Below are 22030 nucleotides of genomic sequence, written 5' to 3' on the forward strand. Positions count from 1 at the left end.
AGCGCAAGAAAACGCAGGTCTTCGCCTGCGTTTTCTTATTATGCCGCTTAGCAGCGTCGAGTCAAAGACGCTTTACTCATCTTGCCCAAATTTGCCTTTTAATTTGTCGAATAATTTGTTTTTTTGCTGCTCAACAACGTTGTTCAACTTTGACTTAAGAAGTTCTTCTATCGCCGCACCATCACCTTGAGCCGCGCTAAGCATACTGCTTATATCGCCAAGCTCGCCACTAATCAGAGACTGCTCATTGCCTATCATGGCGTTGAGCTTTTGATTCAACTCATCCAGCTTATCTTGCTGTGACGCGGTAAGCTCAGATAGGGCCATGTTAGCGAGTTGATTGTCTAGGTCAGATTTAATTTTAAAGTCAGGATTTGACAATGTGCCTTCAAGAAACATGTCCATATTAAGGCTAGACAGCGATTGCAGCGCCTTGGCGATAACCTTTGTGGTGTCGCTCTCGCCAGTCGCTTGCATAACAAGTTGTTGTAAATCAACGGTTCCTGAACCAGTCAGCTTGTTATCGGTTATTTGCATAGAGCCCGCGGTCTTCATTAGCGCTGAAGTCAACACTGCAGAAAGCGACTCATTGCCAGACAGCGGTATGTTGGCCATGTTTACGCCGGCAAGAGACCATTGTTGACTTGCGTCTACACCCTCACCATCAATGTAAAACTCACCGCTTGAGGTAAAGGATTTCAATAATTCGCCAGCGGCCTCAATAGTAAAGGTGGTTGGGTTACCAAACACATCGTGTACGTTGGTTATGTTATTCCACTTACTTGTAATGGATTCTTCTTGCCACAGTACCGATACATTCGCTTCTTTAACCAATATGGATGGAATATCCGCAGGCGCTTCGCTTTTTTCTTCACCTTGAATAAGCGGCATAACAATTTGCATGGCAGCCATTAAGTACTCGGTGTACTCAGCGGCCTTATCGCCAAATACAAAGTAGGTAACTTGAGACAAGGCTTCTTGGTCGCCTGCAATCACCCCTTTCAGTAAGGCATAATCTTCTTGCGGGGCACTTTTTAGTGCGCTGGCAGTTTCGCTAAGTACGCTTTTCGCTTTCGAGGCTTTTTCGGTAAAGTTGGAGATGAGGGCACGATCTGCCTGCATTTCTTCCTTCAGCTTGTCGAAGGCTGACTTTGCTTGAACAAGGGCCTGTGGATCTTTGAAGTCGGTTTTTTGTAGCTGAGCGATTTGGGTTTTGTAGTAGTCAATTCGCGATTTGTCAGGCAACGACGCATAATCAGTCTTTAATGCCTCACCGTAGGTGTCGTAAGCGGCGCGAGCATTTTCCACTGCTGCAGCTGTTTTTAATGGGTTGCGCTCAAGGAGTTCATCTACCGACGGCACTGCATCTTGTGCCTTTGCTTTCATTTCATCAAATGACAGAGAGCGCTCAGGAACGCGATAGACTTCACCTGGGGAAGCGCGTTCAGTGTCAAATTGAACATTGAGCAAATTGAGATTGTTAACAATGACTTGGTCGCTTAGCAAGGGGGCTAGCTCAACATCGGCATTGGCGTCGCCTACGAACACTTGATTGCGAGCGGGCTTAGTAGGATTGGTAAGGGCGATACCTTTAAGGGAAACAGTGGTTGGAAATAGCGAATGATCGAAGCTGTCAATATTCACCTCGGCACCATAAGATTCACCGAGTTTAGATTCTAATACTGCTTTTATAATGGTGTTGGCGAACAAAAAGTACACCGCAAAAATAACCACAAAAAAACCAGCAATCCACTTTAATAATGATTTGCCCTTGCTACTGCTACTCATATTCCACTCCTTGATAACACTAAGCTGACGAAGAAAAAGCCTCTTTCAGTTAGTGTAAAGCACTACCTAACACACTTCCATATATAAGTGCTCATATCAACTGTGCGATTGAGGTAGGCTTTACGTTATCGAAAAGCAAAAATTACAGCTTAAATCGGTTGGCTATTTCCATTATTGCCAAACAGCTGGCACGCAAAGATTGGCTCGATGCCGCTAGTTCGTCGGCTGTGCGAAGACTACTGTCCGCAGCCCCCGATAACGCGTTTATTCGCATGTTCGCTTCGTTTGCTGCTTCGGCTTGTTGTTCGGTAGCGCGGGCAATCTCACTACTCATAACTGCAATATCCGTCATTAATCGGTCTGCTTCTTGCAAACTTTGATTGGCTTGTGTGGCCTTTTCCACCGTTTTTGAGGAGGCAGACTGACTCACTGTGACGGCGTTTACGGCACTTTTTGCATGATGCTGCAGTTTTTCAATCATGGTTTGAATTTCATCTGTACTTTGGCCCGTTCTGCTAGCCAGTGTACGAACTTCATCGGCTACAACGGCAAATCCTCTGCCTTGTTCGCCGGCTCTAGCTGCTTCAATCGCAGCGTTAAGTGCCAATAAGTTGGTTTGATCTGCTATGCCTCTGATGACGTCAAGCACAGCACCAATGTTTTCGGTTTGGGCTGCAAGTTCAGTCACTACCGTAGACACGCTTTCAATGTCTGCCGTCAGTGAGCGAATATCATCAACGGTACTTTCCACAACCGAAGCACCGTGCTGTACATTACTTCTGGCGCTGCTCGTGCTTTTTTCAGCGGAGTCTGCGTTTGAACTAACATCGTTTATTTGAGTTGTCATTTCTTCCATCGCAGCTGCAACTTGCATCATATTTTCGTTTTGCGTTTGGGCTTGCATATTGCTGCTATCACTGGAGTTTTGAACAAGCTCTGCTTGCTCATTAAGCAGTGCAATATTGCTGCGAATTCCAATAAGCGACTGGCGCATTTTGTCGGTGTACTGATTAAAATAACGTGCAAGGCGAGTGACTTCATCTTGACCGTTCTCAGGTAGCATGCGCGTTAAATCTCCCTCGCCTTGTGAAATGTCTTTCATACGCTCGGCAATTTCTTGCACCGGCTTGGCTATGCTTCCGCCTATGATATAAACCAATGCGACAACTAATAACACACTTACAATGCAAAAAACGATCATTAGGGAGCGCATGTGAGCGTAATCTTCGTTCAGGTGCGTGAGGTAAATTCCCGACCCAATGGTCCAGCCCCAAGGCGCGAACTCTTTTACATACGAAATTTTGTCAGTGGGTACATCTTCACCAGGGAGAGGCCAAACGTAATCGACAAAACCATCTCCTCGTGCTTTTACACTATTGGCCATATCAACAAAAAATGCTTTGCCGTTGCCATCTTTAAATGTACGCAGGTCTCTACCGTCCAACTCAGGTTTCAACGGGTGCATTACCATAGTGGGAGTGGTATCTTGAATCCAGAAATAGTTGCCTTCGTCGTACCTCAGTCCTTTAATAGCGGCAAGTGCTTTCTCTTTCGCTATCGCCTCGTTGTCTTCTCTCGCCGCAAAGCTAATGAGCATCGAATGTACCACTTCGACTAAGTGTTTGTTCTCACTGTACGACTTTTCTTTTAAAGCTTCATAGTGCTTAGTTAAAATAATGCCGGTTAAAATAATAAATAACAGGGCAATAAGAACAACGATCATTCCAAGACGTTGAAACAAGCTAAAGTTTCTTAACCACATAATACGTTCACCAGTTTTCAATTATTTTTTTAGAACTTGCTGCGACCATATCAACAACGTCGTATTACTCCAAAGTCAGTGAGTTTGGAAGGTATTGTTGATCTCTGAAGACAAGTGTAGTCGCTTTTTTTTGAACGCTATTCATGTTTATCAAAAAAATGAAATTTTTTAGTATTTCTTTTGTTTCAAATGCACAGTTTGTATGTGCTGAAATGATCAGTAAATTTAAGATAAACAGAGAGTTGCAGTTTGTCACTGCCTGCTTGTTTACCGTGCGTTGATAGGGTGTTTTGCACCTTTGTGTATTGTGGTAAGCCGAGATACCAAAAAATTGCAAAAGTGAAGTATCGACTTCACTTGTTTTCTGGCTAATTACATGTAAACGTAGGCTACTTTTTTTACTGCGGAAACGCGTTTTTATTACGGCTATTTTTTACGAAGGGTTGCAATGCTCATAAACGATACACTCCACACAACATCGCCACTACGCCAGCGTATCAGAGACTACTATCGCATTAGTGAGTCGGTAGCAGTTGACCAAATTCTACCAATCGCAGAGGTTAATCCTCGCGCGCGAAGTAGGGCGTGGGAACGGGCAAGAAAAATGGTGCTACAAATCCGCCGCGAACAGCAAGGGCACGGTGGGGTAGACGCTTTATTAAACGAATACTCCCTGTCTACTGCTGAAGGGGTCGTGTTGATGTGTTTGGCTGAGGCGCTGTTGCGTGTGCCAGATAGAGACACTCAAGATGAGCTTATTCGCGACAAATTGTCTAAAGGACAATGGACACCGCATTTAGGCAACTCAGATTCTCTGTTTGTTAACGCATCTGCGTGGGGATTGCTGTTCACAGGTAATATGGTGAACTACGCAGATAAGCGGAAGACCGAACAATTCGGCTTACTGAAGAAAACGCTGGGCCGTTTAGGCGAGCCGGTAATTCGTCGCGCAATGAACATTGCGATGCGCGTAATGGGTCGTCAGTTTGTGATGGGAGAAACCATTGAAGATGCAGTAGAAAGAGCGAAAGAGAAAGAGACGAAGGGCTACGTATATTCGTACGACATGCTTGGCGAAGCGGCTCGCACAATGACCGATTCAGACGGTTATTACGACGCTTACGTTCAAGCGATAAAGGTTATTGGTAAAGCTGCTAAAGGTAGGGGCCCGAAACGTTCACCTGGTATCTCAGTTAAGTTATCTGCCATCCACCCTCGCTTTGAATTTTCTCACCGTGAACGTGCAATGGAAGAAATTCCTCCGCGTTTGAAAGCATTGTGCTTGATGGCTAAAGAACACGACATTGGCCTTACTGTCGACGCTGAAGAAGCGGACCGCTTGGAGCTTTCATTGGATATCATTGAAACCGTCTTCCGCGATAAAGATTTAGACGGTTGGACAGGGTTTGGCCTTGCAGTACAGGCCTATCAAAAACGCGCAATTCATGTGATTGAGTATTTGCGGGAGCTTACCCTTGAGGTGGGTCGTCCGCTAATGGTGCGTTTGGTGAAAGGGGCGTACTGGGATACGGAAATCAAAATGACTCAGCAGGCTGGCTTAGAAGAGTTCCCAGTGTTTACGCGCAAGTCATCAACGGACGTGTCTTACCATGCGTGTGCCAACCGACTGCTAGAGTATCGCGAGACGCTTTATCCTCAATTTGCAACGCATAATGCTTACACTGCGTCTGTTATCATAGAGCTTGCAGGTGACGACAAAGAAGGCTTCGAATTCCAGTGCCTTCACGGCATGGGCGATACCCTGTATGACCAAGTCGTAAAAGAGGACAAAATACAGTGTCGTGTTTACGCCCCTGTGGGTGAACACGAAGACTTGTTGGCTTACTTGGTGCGCAGGCTTTTAGAAAATGGTGCTAATTCATCATTTGTAAACGCAATTGTCGATGATGAAAAACCGGTAGAAACGTTGTTAGAAGATCCGGTAGAAAAAACGCAGCGCCTGAAAGTTCGCTATAACAAACTTATTAAAACACCTCGCGGCTTGTATGCGCCTGAACGTGATAACTCTCGCGGTTTGGATTTAACTGACACCAACGCTGTTACCGCGCTTAAGCATGAGTTGGAGCGCTGGCAAGAGTATTATAAGGTGACTGATGGTGTTCCTGAAGGCGCCACCGCGGTCGTTAGCCCAGCAGATAAAAACGATATTGTGGGTTATCACTACTATGCTAAGTCTGACGATATGCTTAAAGCTCTTGATGATACCAATGCTGGGTTTGACGCATGGTCAAAAACAGACGTTGGCGAGCGTGCAGAAATATTAGAAAGAACTGCCGATGCCCTAGAGCGTCATATGGCAGAGCTAATCGCTATTTGTATGCGTGAGGCGGGTAAAGTTGCGCAAGACAGTATTGATGAAGTGCGAGAAGCAGTAGATTTTTGTCGTTACTATGCGGTGAGAGGCAGAGAACTTGCTGAAGACCAGCGTTTGGTGCCTCGTGGTGTTGTGCTGTGTATTAGTCCGTGGAACTTCCCTCTGGCTATTTTCTTAGGTCAGGTTGCTGCTGCGCTGGTAACAGGTAACACGGTTATTGCCAAGCCAGCTGAGCAAACCAGTATGATTGCTAAGCGTGCTGTAGATATCATGCAGTCTGTAGGTCTTCCTGAAGATGCCCTTAAGCTTATCATTTCGCCAGGAAAAGAAGTGGGTGACACACTGCTCCCCGACGAGCGAGTGAAAGCGGTAATGTTTACTGGTTCTACTCAGACCGGCACATTAATTTCGCAAATGCTTGCTGCGCGTGGTGGAGAGCAGGTGCCTCTGATTGCCGAAACCGGCGGTCAAAATTGTATGATTGTGGATTCTACTGCGCTACCAGAGCAAGTGGTTGATGATGTTATTCATTCCGGCTTCCAGAGTGCAGGTCAGCGCTGTTCAGCACTTCGCGTACTGTTTGTACAAGAAGATATAGCTGACGAGCTAACGGAAATGTTAGTAGGCGCAATGAAAGAGCTTACCGTAGGCGAGCCAACTCAGCTGTCTACCGATGTAGGTCCAGTCATCGACGAAAAAGCACTGAAAAGCCTTACCGATCATGCTTCGTATATGGAGGGTAAAGCTAAAATACTGCATCGTAACGATATTCCAGCAGGCGTTGAGAACGGCACGTATTTTGCGCCGACGCTTTATGAGATTGACAACATTGATGTGCTGGAAAAAGAAGTATTTGGCCCCGTGGTGCATATGGTGCGCTTCAAGGCTAAACACTTAGACAATGTGCTAGAACAAATCAACGGCACTGGCTACGGATTAACGATGGGTATTCACTCGCGTATTGAAGAGCGTGCTCATGAACTGGCCGCGAAGAGCCGTGCGGGTAATATATATATTAACCGTAACATGATTGGCGCCATTGTTGGCGTGCAACCCTTCGGTGGCCGTGGTCTGTCAGGTACGGGGCCAAAAGCAGGTGGACCCAATTACTTGCCACGTTTGCTTATGGAGCGTGCAACACCTAAACCGTCACATATCGACGATGTGGACAGCACCGATGAAGCACTTGTTGGCGATGAGCAGATTGCAGAACGTGCTCACGTGATGATGGATAGAGCGAAAGCAGTTGAAACTCAGTGGCGCCATACTGCACTTAATGATCGTATTTCTATGGTTCGTCAGCTACTAGCCAAAATTGCTAAAGTAGATATTGTTGATGATTTAGCTGACGATTTAAACAGAACGTTGGCAACGGCGCGTCAGCAGTTAACCAGTATTGAACGTAAGTTAGCTAAGCCGCTGGAATTACCAGGACCGACGGGAGAGTCAAATAAGCTGTATCTCGAGCCGCGCGGAATTCTAGTCTGCTTCGCCGATAAGGAAGTGACGTTTGAGTACTGGTTATTGTCTATCGTAACGGCACTATCAACGGGTAACCCAGTTGTGTCAGTGGTCTCTAAAATCTTCTATGAAGAAGCGGTAGAGATTCAGAACAAGTTTGAAGCAACTGGCGCACCTAAAGGGCTTTTCCAAGTAGCACGTCTTGCACACTTAGACTCGCTATTGATGGACGAAGATTTATCGGGTGTGGTTGTTGACTCAAGAACAGAGCGAACGGCGCGTATCACGGCAATGCTGTCTTCAAGAAAAGGGGCAATTTTACCGGTAATTAGTGCCGAGTATAATGACAACCTGATCCAGCGCTTGGTAACAGAAAAGGCGATAAGCATCGATACAACAGCGTCAGGCGGTAATACGTCGTTAATGACAATGGTAGAAGATGACGAGTAGTCGCTAAGCGTTAACGTGTTATGTGCACATAGCGAAGAGAAGCCAGCGAATGCTGGCTTTTCTTATATCCTAAATAGAGGTGTCAGCACATTACATCCACTCATTGCTTCTACTTTTTCGCTTGGGGAAGTAAGTTAGTAGTACACCCAATAAAATACCACCGCCGGCAACAAAACCGCCACGTGTAAACCACATTACCAGTTCATCTTTATTGGCACTTTCTACTTTGTCGGCCAAGCTAACAATTTCACTGGCCTGAGCTTCATTCTCTGTAGAAAGTTGAGATATTTGTTGGCGAGCATCATTTAACTGCTGGCGTAAACGTGCATTTTCAGATTGGGATGCTTGCAGTTCAGCCTGGTTTTCAGCCAATTGTTCGCTGATAATAGGCAGCTTTTCTGCTCGCGACATTGTATTTGATACAAACTTGCTTTCTACCCATCCTTCGCGACCATCGTCATCAGTAATTTGAGTAAATTCAGCATCGCTATCTGTCGATACTACCGTTATTGGTGTTCCTGCCTCTATTGAGCCAAGAATACGGTAATTTCTGCTCGGTCCCGTATGCATAAAAATGAACAAATCATCTTTGATGTAGTGAGATGATGATGCTTCCAAATCAGGGATGTCTTGCAGCGCTAAGGCTTGAAAAGAACACGTGAAGAGAGCTGCGGCTAACCACTTTCGAATCATATGAAGTCCAATTACCGGTTTAAATCCTAATGATGGTATTGGTTGACTGACATAAAGGCAAGTTTGTTCCCTCATTGAGTGATGAATACCTGAATATTTGCATCCAGTTAACCATTAGGTGGGGCGATTCGTTGTCGACTCGGTTTAATCTCCGTTTAATAAGAGTCTGCTGAGTGTAGTATCGACAGTAATGCTGTCCACTAATATTGCCAAAAAGTAGTGACAAGGGTACAGTGTTGTATCTTCAGATGTACCTACACACCTTTATTCCATAAAGTGTCACGTTTCTTCATTACGCAGCTATTCTTACCATTAACGCTTTAATAGTGGGAAAGCATAAATCACTGATAAAGAACTATGGCTTATAAAGAGTTATGACCGAAAAAGAACAATGTCCGAAATAGAATTGAAATTTGTAACCGGCGCACATGCGCAGCATCGGTTTTCTAAGTACGTGCTCCCGGTTTTTGACAAACAGCAGGTCACGGTAATCTCGCACAAAGAAATGCGTTTGGAAAACGACTACTACGACACAGAAAAATTTGATTTTCAGCAAAAGAAGATGGGATTTCGCGTGCGAGGAAACAACGGTCGTTACGAACAAACACTTAAAACTAATGGTGTTGTGAGTGGTGGGCTTCACACCCGTTCTGAATATAATGTGGATTTGCAAAATCCCACGCCAGATTTAAGTCTATTTGATGCCTCGGTTTGGCCGCAAAACTGGGATGTTGCTAGCAAAAATGCCAGTCTGTCACGCCAGTTTAGTACTCACTTCACGCGGCATGCTTACCAAGTCGAGGTTGATGGAAGTCGGGTTGAGATTGTGCTCGATTGTGGTGAGGCAATAACTGACAAAAACAGTTCCCCTATTAATGAGATAGAGTTGGAACTACTCAATGGCGACATAGACAGCCTTTTCACGCTAGCGCTGTTGATAAACCGCAACATGGAAGTGCGGCTAAGCGATGTGTCAAAGGCCGCTCAAGGCTATCAGCTGTTACATGGCTTCAATGCGAAAATTCGTCCCTTACCGGATTTTCTTGCGCTAGAAGATACTACTACTACCGAAGACGCCTTCTGTCTTGCAGTACAGATAGCGCTGGCACATTGGCAACATCATGAACATGTGTTTTGTGAAAGCGAGTCTATTAAAATGTTGGCTGAAGTTGCGAAAAGTATACATCTATTGCTGCAAAGCGTATCGCTGTATTTGCCAATATTGCAATGCCCAGAACTGCTAGCCTTGCACAAAAAGCTCATTGCTTATGCTCAACAATGGAGCTGGCAGGATGACTTGCAAAGCCTTCGTTATTTGTTATCTAAAAAAAGTCTTTTTAGCAAAACCTTAAGTAAACATCCTGCTATTGTGAGTTATTTACAAGGGCGAAAGACAGGTTTAATGCATGCCCACGAACCAAGACAGCTTTTCTTCAATAGCGATGCAACCGATATCAAAATTGAAGCTATTCGTTTGATACAGAAAAGGCCCTGGCAGGGGGGCTCTACCGGTTACGACCACAAAGTACTCGATCACGCTAAAGGCTGGCTTTCTCAAGGGTGGCAAACTGTTCAACAGAGCATGCCATTAAATAAAACCATGGGACCAGCGAACTATTCCGCAATAGAAGTCATGCTTCGACAAACTCTGTGGAGTGGCTTCTTACTTGGCGACTTGTTTGTAGAAGAGCGGGGAAACTTCAGAGCACCTTGGCTTGATTTACTTACCGGTATTGACGAATTAAACGCCCTGTTAATGTTACACAAGTCGATAGATGATGCCGAGGTTGAGTCTCAGGAGGAGTTGCGCAAATGGACGGCGCAAAAGTTAACAACGTTAATCATTATCATGGAGCGAACGCGAAAAGTAGCAATGCAACGAGATGTATATTGGTAAACTGTTGGTTAGAAGTATTCAGAGCTATTTCTCTTTAACTCACATGGATAGGTGATGATGATGCCGTTTTCGATACAAGATTATTGTGCGCTTTCGCTGCTGTTAATTTACCTTGTAAGCTTTGCCTTGTTTGTTCGCCAGCCTAAGGGCAACAATGTAGCGAAGTGGTTGTTGTCTGCAATGCTCTGCTGGCCACTGTTTATGCTAGATGAATGGATAAGGATGAGCAGACTGCACGAGCTTGCTGTCTTTTACGGCTTATCTGATACTTTCGCCGTTATTGCTATTACTTGTCTTTACCGCGCAACAAAGCCAATGCTTTACCTTCAGCCTTCGGCAAGAAAGCGCCTTTGGCTGCCCGCGGGGATCACTGCTCTATTTCAATTAACGATGCTGCTGATACCGACAACAGACAAACAAACGTGGTTGATAGCATCACCCATTGGCCACCCATTCGTGTTATGGCCAGCTTACGCCGCGCCATTAGTAACTGGGTTTAGCGTGTTGTTAATCGGGATCTTAATAACCGAACATATGCAAACTTATCATCGACACCTTCCTGAGCAAGCGGTGGATATTAGCGAGTTCAAGGTAACAGGGCTTGCCAGTGTAATGGGCATTACGGTGGGCGTCGCTTTTATGAGTATTCTACTGGTAACAGCGGCAACCTTTGGTTTTTTCCAGTTAGCAGCGTGGGAGAGCTACCACCACCTCATGTTAGGGGCGGCGCTGCTATCGGTATTGGTTTCGTTATTGATTACTCGCAATACGTCGCCATCTCCATTCGATCATGGCCGTTTGGACGAGGGAAAGGCAACCCCTTACGAAATAAGCAGTATTATTTCTAAGGCGGAGCGACACACAATCGATAGCAAAGCTTATAAAGCTAGACGCCTTACTATTGTTGATTTTTGTGACGAGGCTGGACTTGATCCTACATCGCTCGCCATTGCGTTACGTTTGTCAGATAAGAAGAATTTCCGACGTTTTATTTACCATTTTCGACTAGAATATGCCAAGAAGGTGCTATTGCGAACTGACACCAAGGTGGCAGCAGTGGCAAAGCGGCTAGGCTTGAATTCAGAAAAGTTCCTAAGTGATTATTTAGTTAAGCATTTAACGAAAAATAGCAGAGGGCAATAACGTTCGCTGTCTGCGTGGTCGAATTAGTGGGTTTAGCGCAAGGACGATCATTACTGCTCGTCTGATGTCATTCAAACACCTATGTTTCAAGTGTTTAATATCAAATCCTTAGTAGCCAAATGCAGAAGCAAGAATGTGGTGAGTGAAGGTTTTGCGCAAATAGAACCCCCGAGGTCGAGTTTTAATTCTCTCTCCTTCTATCCCTCTAGCCTCCGTAAGCACACTACCATTCGCTGCCTTAGGGCGTATATGCAGTGCAGTGCCTTGCTTTGACGTTATCGATTCCACATGCCCGGTGACTATTTTTTCTGTTAACTCTTCCCAGTCTTGCCTGAGTATCTCGTCTTCTTTTTCGCTAGGTCGCCAATAAAACCCCGTGGCGACCCGTCTATCTGCAAGGGGTATTCGTCTGTCTCCCTCGATAGGAAGCCACAAAACGTGCTGCAATTTATTGCGTACATTACAGGTTTTCCACGTAATGCCCGGTTGCATTAATAAAGGAGCAAAGCACACGTACGTGGTTTCAAGAGGCGCAAAGGCGGCATCAATGGGAATGGTTTTTAGTTCAATGCCAAGCTCTGGAAAGTCCTGCTGTGGTTTAGAACCTGCACTTGCCCCTAGCCATCTCTCAATCAACATGCCCGGCCACCCTTTGTGACGCTGCAGGTTCGCCGGAATAGCCACATTTGCCATGCGCGCAAGCTCACCTAACGTAAGGCCCGCTATAGCCTGACATCGCGTGAGTAATTCGTCGGGAGTGTTAGGCGGACGCTGAGGAGGCTTCATTGGTATCGAAAATTCCTTCGTTGAGCTGAGTCGTTGAATATTAACACTATGATTGGAGCATAGTTTGTGGAAGAATGAAAACATATTACCAGTATTGCGTACCCGGGAGTCTATGTGATAGATGCCGATGGATTCCGTGCGAATGTGGGTATAGTGATTTGCAACAAAATGGGTCAAATATTTTGGGCAAGACGTTATGGTCAACATTCATGGCAGTTCCCTCAAGGCGGAATTGATGAAGGGGAAACTGCCGAGCAAGCCATGTTCCGCGAGCTACACGAAGAAGTAGGGTTAACGTCTAAAGACGTGACTATTTTAAGTGTTACCCGTAATTGGCTTAGATATAAACTGCCAAAGCGACTAATTCGACAAGGCAGTAATCCTGTTTGTATAGGGCAAAAACAAAAATGGTTTTTACTGCAACTCGATTGTCATGATCGTGATGTAAATGTATTAAAGACGGGTCACCCAGAATTTGATGACTGGAGGTGGGTAAGTTATTGGTACCCCATTAGAAACGTTGTGTCGTTCAAGCGTGATGTATACCGCAGAGTAATGAAAGAGTTTTCTCCTGTTGTTATGTCTGCGCAACAACGTGCGCCCCAGCGTCAGGGTAATGTTTCTACTAAACGTGGCAAGAAAAAAAGGCGTGGGTAAACAAACAGGAGTAACCGGTGAATACCTCTAGTAACTCAGGTGCAATGCTAACCACGCTTAAGCGTATTGTGCAGGAAATGAATCAAATTCCTGCGCTTGATACCGCGTTGTTTCGACTTGCATCTAGGGTGAAGCAGACGCTAAACGTTGACTCGTGTTCTATTTATCTTGCAGACAACGAGGCGAAAGTTTTCATTCTCAAAGCCACCGATGGGCTGCATCCAGACGCGGTAGAAAATGTTCGCATTGGTTTTACCGAAGGCCTAATAGGACTCGTAGGACAACGTGAAGAACCTCTTAACATCGCTAATGCGCAGCACCATCCTCGCTTCAAACATTATCCCGAAGTGAAAGAAGACAATTACAATGCGTTTCTCGGTACACCAATTACCAATCAGCGCAGAGTGCTTGGGGTTATTACCCTGCAGCAAACTGATCTTCGACGCTTCAGCGAGGATGAAGAGGCATTCCTAGTTACCCTTGCAGCTCAGCTTGCTCTTGAAATTACTAATGCAGATATTCGAGGCGCGCTAACCCTATCTCATACTGCGGGAAACATAGCACAGCAAAAGAATGTTCGCGGTATAGCGGGGTCGCCGGGACTTGCTATTGGCATAGGCTTCTCGCCAGACAAATCAATTAATTTAAAGAATTGGGTGATTAAGCGTACCTTTTCGCCAGCCGATCAGATAGCGCTTTATCGCAAAGGCGTTGAGGTAACGCGGGGGCATGTAAATACCCTTTCTCAGCGTTTAGACGACGGGCTACCTGAAGACGTAAAATCCATTTTTCAGCTTTATCATCATCTTTTAGATGCCAACAGTCTTGGCCGCGAAGTTGAAGAGAAAATACGCCAAGGGTGGGATGCCGCCTCTTCACTGAAAATGGTGGTAGAAGACTATGCTGCTCGTTTTCGCGCGATGGAAGACCCGTACATGCAAGAACGGGCCATTGATATTATCGATTTATCAGATCGAATTTTAGTTAATATTCTTCAAGAGCAAAACGGTCATAAAGTATCTGAAAAAACCGTAGCAGGGCCGTGCATTTTAGTGGCAGACGAAGTGTCAGCCACCATGCTTGCCGAGTGTCCTCGAGATAAGCTACAGGGCATTATTTCTGTCCGCGGCTCAAATAACTCCCATGCTGCTATTTTAGCAAGAGCCATGGGGGTGCCCGCAGTGATGGGATGTGAAAGCGTATCGCCAGCGCTGCTGGAAGATAAAGAAATATTGCTCGACGGTTACTCTGGTGAAGTCATCATTTCGCCAGACCGCGAGGTAAAATCTGATTTTATACAACTGATTGAAGAAGAATCAGCAATCACTGAAAAAATTGAGGCTGAAGCAGAGAAACCTTGTGAGAGTATCGATGGCTGCAGAATGTCTTTGTACATTAATGCGGGATTGTCTGCTGAGGTTGAGCTCGATGCTGGGCAAATAGGTGCTGGAGTAGGACTTTATCGTACTGAAATTCCTTTTATGCTGCGCGAGCGTTTTCCGTCAGAACAAGAGCAAGTTACCTTATACCGACAGATACTCGAAGCCGCGCCTGAGCTACCTATTACTATGCGTACCCTTGATGTGGGTGGCGATAAACCGTTGCCTTACTTTCCAATTAACGAAGAAAATCCATTTCTTGGTTGGAGGGGCATCCGTCTTACCCTTGATCACCCAGAGATCTTTTTGGTTCAAATACGTGCCATGTTACGCGCCAACATTGGGCTCAATAATTTGCAAATTATGTTACCAATGATTTCAACGGTATCGGAAGTTGTTGAAGCAAAGCGGTTAATAAACCAAGCCTTCCTAGAAGTTTCTGATGAAGCGTCCGGCAGTGATAGCGTTATTAGTCGGCCTAAATTAGGCATTATGTTAGAGGTGCCATCGGTACTTTATCAGTTGCCGCAGCTGGCTAAATACGTCGACTTTTTCTCAGTAGGAAGTAACGATCTGACCCAATACCTGTTGGCCGTTGATAGAAATAATTCACGGGTAGCGAGCCTGTATAATAGCTATCACCCATCAGTTTTAGGTGCGCTTTACGATATAGTGCAAAAAGCCAACGCCAGTCAAACGCCGGTCACTATTTGTGGAGAAATTGCTGGTGAGCCAGCGGGAGCGCTATTGTTGATGGGGATGGGGTACCGCCGTTTAAGTATGAACGGTTTTAATTTGCGCAAAATCAATTGGTTACTAAGGAAAGTGACGCTCGAAGAGTGTAAGCAGCTGCTGTCTCTTGCGTTAACGTCTTCCTCGCAGCAAGAGGTTTTCACGTATATTAATGAATATCTAGAAACAAAAGAGTTGGCTGGTCTCATTCGTGCGGGCGCCTAGCTGGCTTGTAATTAAGTAAGGGCCCTGTAGCTAAATCTTGCGATGGCAGGCTAATTAGGTAGAACAGCACTGCGATAACTACACCGTCTTCCATGAAATCACAGAGTCGGGTTTTCGCTTACTTGCGCTAAGAGGGTGCAATTATGCTACCCTCGCCAACGTCAAAAAATTGAAGGACTCTGCATGGAACCCGTCGTTATCATCATAATTTGTTGCGTACTATTAGGGGCGGTAGTGGGTTTGCTAGCGGGGATGTTAGGCATTGGTGGCGGTTTAATTATCGTACCTGTGTTGTCTTATTTATTGGTGCATACACTGGGAATGACAACAGAAACGGTGATGCCGGTGGCAATTGCCACATCGCTCTCCACCATTATTTTCACAAGTATGTCATCTGCATTTGCACACTATCGCTTGGGTAATATCCAAAAAAATACAGTGTTGTTCACCGGTATTGGTATAGCGGTTGGGGCCATACTGGGCGCGCAAATAGCGAGCCGCATATCTGGTGAGTTGCTAAAAGACATTTTTGCGGTACTCGTCATACTGATTGCGGCGCAAATGATCTTTGGCAAACAGAAGACGTCTGACAACACCGCAACTCGTTTTTCTCTTGCTGCGGTGGGCAGTGGAACCGGATTGATAAGCGCCTTGATGGGTATTGGCGGCGGCGCTTTACTTGTGCCTGCACTGGTGTGGTTTCGGGTAAATGTACGCTCGGCTATTGGCTGTGCAGCGTTATGCGGGCTGGTTATTGCCTTATTTGGCACTGCAAGTTTTGTTATTACTGGATGGAATGTGCCCGATGTGCCCCAATACAGTTTGGGTTACGTATATTTACCCGCACTAGTAGGAATTGTAACAACGTCGATGATTACCGCGAATATCGGTGCTAAACTCGGCCAAAAAGTGAATGTTCGCGTGTTAAAAGCAATGCTAGCCTGCCTACTAGTGCTGGTAAGTATTAGAATGATTTTAGGAATTGAGTGATAAAATGGAACAGAGCAGTTATCTGGTTTTCCCCAGTATCGATCCCATAATTTTCAGCTTGGGACCATTGAGCGTACGCTGGTACGGCTTAATGTATCTCGTTGGGTTTATTGCCGCATTTTTACTTGCACAAAAGCGTTTGTTGCAAACGCCTTGGAGTAAAGACCAGCTAAGTGATTTGCTGTTTTGGAGCTTTGTTGGGGTTATTCTGGGCGGGCGTATCGGCTACGTATTCTTCTATCAGTTTGGTATGTTCTTAGATGATCCCCTCTACCTATTTAAAATTTGGGCGGGGGGAATGTCATTTCATGGTGGCCTTATTGGTGTGTTAGCTGCCCTAGCATGGCAGGCCAAGCGAATGCAAACCACCTTTTTAGAACTAGGCGATTTTGTAGCGCCACTGGTTCCAATTGGCCTTGGTGCCGGACGCATTGGAAACTTTCTCAATGCTGAGTTATGGGGAAGAACAACCGATGTACCGTGGGCAGTTATTTTCCCTGATGCAGGCAACGTTCCTCGTCATCCTTCTCAGCTTTATGAATTCGCTCTGGAAGGAGTACTGCTGTTTGTTATTTTATGGCTATTCTCGGCAAAAAAACGACCGGTTGGCGCTGTCAGCGGCTTATTTTTGCTAGGTTATGGAAGTTTCCGTTTTATCGTGGAGTTTTTCAGGGAACCTGACGCTCATATTGGCCTTTACCAGATGGGTCTAAGTCAGGGGCAACTTCTGTGTTTACCTATGATTGCTTTGGGATTAGGATTGATTGTACGTGCCTATATGGGCGCCAAGACTACAGATAAAACTAAGAAGATATAAAAACGATGAAAGAATATCTCGCTCTCATGCGCCATGTACGCGATACAGGTGTGAAAAAGGAAGACCGCACAGGCACGGGAACGCTCAGCGTTTTTGGTTACCAAATGCGTTTTAATTTACAGGAGGGTTTTCCTCTTGTGACGACTAAAAAATGCCACTTAAAGTCTATCATCCACGAATTGCTGTGGTTTCTTAAAGGCGAAACCAATATTGCTTACCTCAAGGAAAACGGCGTTCGCATATGGGATGAATGGGCCACGGATGAAGGCGAGCTTGGACCGGTATATGGCAAGCAATGGCGAAGCTGGGATTGTGGTGATGGTACGTCTATCGACCAAATTGCCGATGTGGTCGAACAAATTAAACACAATCCCGACTCAAGACGGCTTATTGTCAGTGGCTGGAACCCCGCCGCTTTACCTGATACGCAGTATTCGCCAAAAGAAAATGCCGAAATGGGCAAGCAGGCCCTTCCACCATGTCACACCATGTTTCAGTTTTATGTACTTGATGGCAAGCTAAGCTGCCAGCTGTATCAGCGCAGTGGAGATATTTTTCTCGGTGTGCCATTTAACATTGCAAGCTATGCGTTGTTAACCATGATGATTGCACAGGTATGCGACCTAGAACCTGGCGATTTCATTCATACTTTGGGCGACGCGCACCTTTATTCAAACCACCTAGAACAGGTGGAACTGCAGTTAAGTCGCGAACCGTTTGAACGGCCGACTATGGCAATCAATCCAGACATTAAGGACATTTTTGGATTCAAATACGAAGACTTTGAACTTAAAAACTATCAATCTCATCCGCATATAAAAGCCCCCGTCGCTATCTGAGGAGATACAATGAGTACTCCCATTTTGATTTGTGACGATTCCGGTTTCGCAAGGCGTCAGATGGCCCGCAGTATTCCCGATAATTGGGATGTTGAGGTGTCGTTTGCCGAACACGGACAAGATGCCCTAACCCAAATTCGAGAAGGAAAAGGCGATGTGCTTTTTTTAGATTTGAATATGCCGGTAATGGACGGCTACGAAACGATGGAGGTTATTCGCAAAGAAGATCTGCCTTGTTTAGTTATTGTGGTGTCAGGGGATGTTCAAGAAAAAGCACGAGAGCGAATGCTGGCTCTGGGCGCTATTGATTTTATTCGAAAGCCCATAGATAACGCAAAGCTCATGCACATTCTTACCTCCTACGGTATTTACAGTGGCGACAGCCTGGCCACAGGTCACGCAGGCCAAAACAATACCGAGAAAGCAAGTGCAACTGCGAATATCGAAGCGGCCGTTACTGAAGAAGAGAAATTAGACGCTTATCGCGAAATGGTGAACGTTGCTATGGGACGAGCAGGTGAAGACCTTGCCAAAATGCTTGGTGAGTTTATCGACTTACCTATTCCCAATGTTAATTTAATAGAGAGCAACGAACTCTCGATGGCTGTTGCCGATATCAACCGAAGCGATCGCGTTTCTGCTGTGTCAAAGGGGTTCGTTAGTGAGGGGATAAGTGGCGAAGCCTTGGTCATATTTAACGACACGAAATCGCAGAACATCGTTGAATTATTGAAGTACGCTCCCTCTGCAGGCTCAGAAAACTTAGAACTTGAGGCACTTATGGATGTGTCTAATATTCTTATTGGTGCTTGTTTAAACGGTTTGTCAGAGCAGTTGACAGTGGCATTCAGTCACACTCACCCCGTATTGCTAGGGCAGCACCAAGGCCTGTCTACGCTTTTAAGTGACAATGTGCATCAATGGGGCAAAGTTATGGCCGTTGAAATTGGCTATGCCATAAAAGCCAAGAATATTTCTTTTGATTTATTATTGTTGTTTCCCGGCGATGCAATGAATCAAATTTATGCGCGATTAATGAACACCGACAGTGAGCGTCAATAGCCATGCATAGCAGTGTTACGCTTTCATCCACGCCTAATGTGGTTGATGAACTACTAGATTCTATTGACGTCGGTATTGTTATTCTCAACAAGCAATTCGAAGTTGAAGTGTGGAATAAATTTATGGCAAACCACAGCGGTAAGCGAGAATCGTCGCTGTTGGGTATCTCATTATTTGACCATTTTCCCGAAATAGATAAGCAGTGGCTAACGGCTAAAGTAGACCCAGTTTTTAGTCTTAAGAGCCCCGTATTCATTATTTGGGAGCAGCGCCCGTATTTATTTAAATTTGGCAGTAGCAGGCCGGTAACGAGTGCAGCATTACACATGTATCAAAATGTCACCATGTTCCCCCTAGTTGGTGATAACGGAAGTGTAGAAAAGTTCTGTATTTTGGTTTATGACGTGACAGAGCAGGCTCTCGGTAAACGAGGCATGGCAACGCTAAATGAAGAGCTTAAAATTACAAGTCGTGTAGATGGCTTAACCGGGCTTTACAACAGGCGTTATTGGCAGGAGCGGTTTGAAGAGTTTTATAAGCTGTCAAAGCGCAGAAACAAACCTAGTACTGCAATGATGTTAGATATCGACCATTTCAAACGGGTCAACGATACCTACGGTCACCAAGCGGGTGATAAGGTCATTAAAATGCTGGCCGCGCTTATCAAGCGCTGCGTGAGGGAAACTGATCTAGCAGGGCGTTACGGCGGCGAAGAATTTGCCATTATACTCACCGACTCCACCTTAGAAAGTGCTGCTCATGTTGCCGAGAGAATACGAGGCCTAGCCGAGCGTCTTGAAGTTGAGCACGATGGGCAAAACATTACGTTCACCGTAAGCTTGGGGCTTGCACAATTTGAGCAGAATGTGAAAAGCCCCATGGTATGGCTAGAGCAGGCAGACCAAGCACTTTATCGCGCGAAAGACAGCGGGCGTAACCAGTATTGCATTCATGAAGCTGATTCGTGGTTAGAAATACAGCGTTAGTCACACACTGCATACTCTTGAAAGGATCATCGATTCACACAATTTCAGTATTCGTATCGCCAGTCGCAGCTTCAGCTTTTGGGTGCCATTGGATTTTGCACCTTTTCAATATGCTCGCGAATGCTGTAGAGAAATACCAGGCTTGGTATCACCATTACCGCAGTGAGTATGAAGAAAAGACTCCAATTTCCGTTCAAACTGTCCACAACTATACCGCTGCTCGATGCGACAAACGTCCTTCCTGCCACGCTTAATGATGCCATTAGGGCGTATTGTGTGGCGCTAAAGGCGCGGTTACACAGTAGCGATATGAAAGCAACCATGGCTACCGTGCTCCACGCCCCTGTAAAACCGTCTACAATCACGGTGAAGGCCAGTAACGAAGTAGAAGGCCCTGTTTGTGCTATTACAGCGAACAACAGATTAGACGCAGCCATCGCGATGCCTGCCACCATTAAGCCGCGATAAATTCCATAGCGTATGTTGACAATTCCTCCCAACAGCGAAAATACAATAGTAACCCACCAATTCAGCAGCTTTGAGTAAGTGGCAATATCACTGTTACTAAAGCCAATTTCTTTATAAAAGACAATGCTCATTCGCCCAAGAAAGGCCTCACCTATTTTAAAGAGAAAGATAAACAACAAGAAGGAAAGCGCAAGCTTTACGCCGTTACGAGCAAAAAACTCTGAGAACGGACTGACTAACGTGCTCTTTATCCAGCGTGAAATTTTGTCTTTAGCGTTGGCATTTGCACTGTTAGTGCCTGTGCTATTGGAGTCTATACGGTCAAACAGTGCACTTCTGTCGATATCCGGCTCTTTGGCAAGTAAAGTCGCTATAGCCAGTAGGCCCATTAAGGCGCCGAGCAATAGGTAGATGTTAGCCCAGCTCCAGTCGGTGAGGTCGGCGAGAAAGAAAGGAATAGCACCCAAGCCCCCATAGCCTGTCCACCAACCTGCGGTTGCTACCGAAGATGCGGCTGACATGCCGTCTTTATCGTTTTCAGCAATACAGTCTATGCGAAAGCCATCAATGGCAATGTCTTGCGTAGCGGAGAAAATAGCGGTGAGTAAACCGACTAATGCAATATAGAAAAGGTGAGAAGTGGTGGTGAGTTGAGACATCGCCAGACAGCACACTGTGATACCAATCTGCATGGAAAAAATCCACCCCTTGCGCTGACCTAATCTCGGAGGCTTCAACTTATCTACCAACGGAGACCAAAGAAAGTTAATCGAATAGGTGGCGAAAATAATGCCAAATAAGCCGATTGCTGAGCGCGACAGTCCGTCGTCTTTTAACCAGGCAGACAGCACTGAGCCAATCATGATCCACGGAAAGCCGCTGGCAATACCGAAACAGAAAATACTCAAAAAGCGTTTATCGTTATAAGTTTTTATTGCGCTTAACAAAATACGGCCTAGTGATGCTTCAGGGCTAAGTATTGAGCCATGTAATCAATGAAATGGCAACATGTGAGTCGTATTTGCTGGTGCCTTATTTCGCTATGGATTTTTTAAAAATGTGTATGTGCTTTCGGGAATGAAGTGTGAAGCGGTGCACCCGATGTAGTTTTGTGCTTGGTGTGAGCGGGCTTTTTACAGTATTACAGTATTACAGGAGGGAAGGCCTTGCTAGGGCCTTATGCCAACACAGTCTATGGGGCATGTGCCCGCGTCCTCAAGAAAATTGACGCAAGTTTGTAACTCAGCGGCTAAAATAGTGTCGGTTTTTAGTTTTTCTTCGTTCCAATAATGAATTTGATGCAATATATGCCAAAATACCCGTTCTTTCTGCGTGTATGGCTGCGTAAGTGTGCAATTGACCTGACCCCATTCTTCCATGCAGTCCCAAAAAAAAAGCTCGAGCTCTTCAATCGGTAAGCCTTCATTCCAAAAAGCATTTAGGTAAAAACACAGTTGCTTTGACTTGGCATCAACGAAATCTTTGACAGTCATAAAGTTCCAACCGTTTTTTTTACTACTCAGCGTATTATAGTCTATTAGATACCCTACACTCCAAATT

General features: G+C 45.4%; 16 protein-coding genes. 10 read left to right on the top strand and 6 right to left on the bottom strand.

Going from position 1 to position 22030, the window contains the following annotated elements; all coding sequences use genetic code 11:
• Positions 1 to 72: 72 nt before the first annotated feature.
• A complete protein-coding gene (locus ACOJR9_RS03000; RefSeq protein ID WP_420934916.1) occupies positions 73 to 1788 on the bottom strand; it encodes a TIGR03545 family protein in 1716 nt (571 codons plus the stop codon).
• 142 nt (positions 1789 to 1930) lie between these two features.
• Positions 1931 to 3550 (bottom strand): methyl-accepting chemotaxis protein, encoded by a 1620-nt coding sequence (locus ACOJR9_RS03005; RefSeq protein ID WP_420934917.1) that lies wholly within the window; start codon positions 3548 to 3550, stop codon positions 1931 to 1933.
• Between the two features lie 448 nt (positions 3551 to 3998).
• Here ACOJR9_RS03005 and putA point away from each other — a divergent pair, with 448 nt between their 5' ends.
• Complete coding sequence (gene putA, locus ACOJR9_RS03010; protein ID WP_420934918.1) at positions 3999 to 7796, top strand: bifunctional proline dehydrogenase/L-glutamate gamma-semialdehyde dehydrogenase PutA; 3798 nt, start codon at positions 3999 to 4001, stop codon at positions 7794 to 7796.
• Positions 7797 to 7886: 90 nt separating this feature from the next.
• Here putA and ACOJR9_RS03015 read toward each other — a convergent pair whose 3' ends face one another.
• On the bottom strand, positions 7887 to 8489 hold the full coding sequence (locus tag ACOJR9_RS03015) for a TIGR04211 family SH3 domain-containing protein (protein WP_420934919.1): 603 nt from the start codon (positions 8487 to 8489) through the stop codon (positions 7887 to 7889).
• A 391-nt stretch (positions 8490 to 8880) separates the two neighbouring features.
• Between ACOJR9_RS03015 and ACOJR9_RS03020 the strand changes: the two genes are divergently transcribed.
• Positions 8881 to 10386 (top strand): inorganic triphosphatase, encoded by a 1506-nt coding sequence (locus ACOJR9_RS03020; protein ID WP_420934920.1) that lies wholly within the window; start codon positions 8881 to 8883, stop codon positions 10384 to 10386.
• A gap of 54 nt (positions 10387 to 10440) precedes the next feature.
• Complete coding sequence (locus tag ACOJR9_RS03025) at positions 10441 to 11529, top strand: DNA mismatch repair protein (RefSeq protein ID WP_420934921.1); 1089 nt, start codon at positions 10441 to 10443, stop codon at positions 11527 to 11529.
• 108 nt (positions 11530 to 11637) lie between these two features.
• Here ACOJR9_RS03025 and mutH read toward each other — a convergent pair whose 3' ends face one another.
• Positions 11638 to 12315, bottom strand: a complete 678-nt coding sequence (gene mutH, locus ACOJR9_RS03030; protein ID WP_420934922.1) for a DNA mismatch repair endonuclease MutH — start codon at positions 12313 to 12315, stop codon at positions 11638 to 11640.
• A gap of 114 nt (positions 12316 to 12429) precedes the next feature.
• Between mutH and rppH the strand changes: the two genes are divergently transcribed.
• The 7 genes from rppH to ACOJR9_RS03065 all read left to right on the top strand — a co-directional run bounded on the left by rppH (position 12430) and on the right by ACOJR9_RS03065 (position 20002).
• Positions 12430 to 12972 carry an RNA pyrophosphohydrolase gene (gene rppH, locus ACOJR9_RS03035; RefSeq protein ID WP_420934923.1) on the top strand — a complete coding sequence of 181 codons (543 nt, stop codon included), beginning with the start codon at positions 12430 to 12432 and terminating at the stop codon, positions 12970 to 12972.
• 44 nt (positions 12973 to 13016) lie between these two features.
• A complete protein-coding gene (gene ptsP, locus ACOJR9_RS03040; protein WP_420936027.1) occupies positions 13017 to 15308 on the top strand; it encodes a phosphoenolpyruvate--protein phosphotransferase in 2292 nt (763 codons plus the stop codon).
• 183 nt (positions 15309 to 15491) lie between these two features.
• Entirely contained in the window at positions 15492 to 16298 is an 807-nt protein-coding gene (locus ACOJR9_RS03045; protein WP_420934924.1) for a sulfite exporter TauE/SafE family protein, read from the top strand.
• Positions 16299 to 16302: 4 nt separating this feature from the next.
• Positions 16303 to 17115 carry a prolipoprotein diacylglyceryl transferase gene (lgt, locus tag ACOJR9_RS03050; protein ID WP_420934925.1) on the top strand — a complete coding sequence of 271 codons (813 nt, stop codon included), beginning with the start codon at positions 16303 to 16305 and terminating at the stop codon, positions 17113 to 17115.
• A 5-nt stretch (positions 17116 to 17120) separates the two neighbouring features.
• Complete coding sequence (locus ACOJR9_RS03055; protein ID WP_420934926.1) at positions 17121 to 17954, top strand: thymidylate synthase; 834 nt, start codon at positions 17121 to 17123, stop codon at positions 17952 to 17954.
• A 9-nt stretch (positions 17955 to 17963) separates the two neighbouring features.
• Positions 17964 to 19016: a response regulator gene (locus ACOJR9_RS03060; RefSeq protein WP_420934927.1), complete on the top strand. Its 1053-nt coding sequence runs from the start codon at positions 17964 to 17966 to the stop codon at positions 19014 to 19016.
• A gap of 2 nt (positions 19017 to 19018) precedes the next feature.
• The gene (locus ACOJR9_RS03065; RefSeq protein WP_420934928.1) at positions 19019 to 20002 is read left to right on the top strand and encodes a diguanylate cyclase; all 984 of its coding nucleotides are present in this window, start codon (positions 19019 to 19021) and stop codon (positions 20000 to 20002) included.
• Between the two features lie 71 nt (positions 20003 to 20073).
• On the opposite strand, the gene ACOJR9_RS03070 is transcribed toward ACOJR9_RS03065, so the two are convergent.
• Together ACOJR9_RS03070 and ACOJR9_RS03075 are read right to left on the bottom strand one after the other, a co-directional pair.
• On the bottom strand, positions 20074 to 21417 hold the full coding sequence (locus ACOJR9_RS03070) for an AmpG family muropeptide MFS transporter (RefSeq protein ID WP_420934929.1): 1344 nt from the start codon (positions 21415 to 21417) through the stop codon (positions 20074 to 20076).
• Between the two features lie 222 nt (positions 21418 to 21639).
• Positions 21640 to 21963: a hypothetical protein gene (locus tag ACOJR9_RS03075; RefSeq protein WP_420934930.1), complete on the bottom strand. Its 324-nt coding sequence runs from the start codon at positions 21961 to 21963 to the stop codon at positions 21640 to 21642.
• Positions 21964 to 22030: the final 67 nt, after the last annotated feature.

Origin of the sequence: Alteromonas ulvae, from assembly GCF_048987005.1 — a bacterium.
GTDB lineage: Bacteria > Pseudomonadota > Gammaproteobacteria > Enterobacterales > Alteromonadaceae > Alteromonas.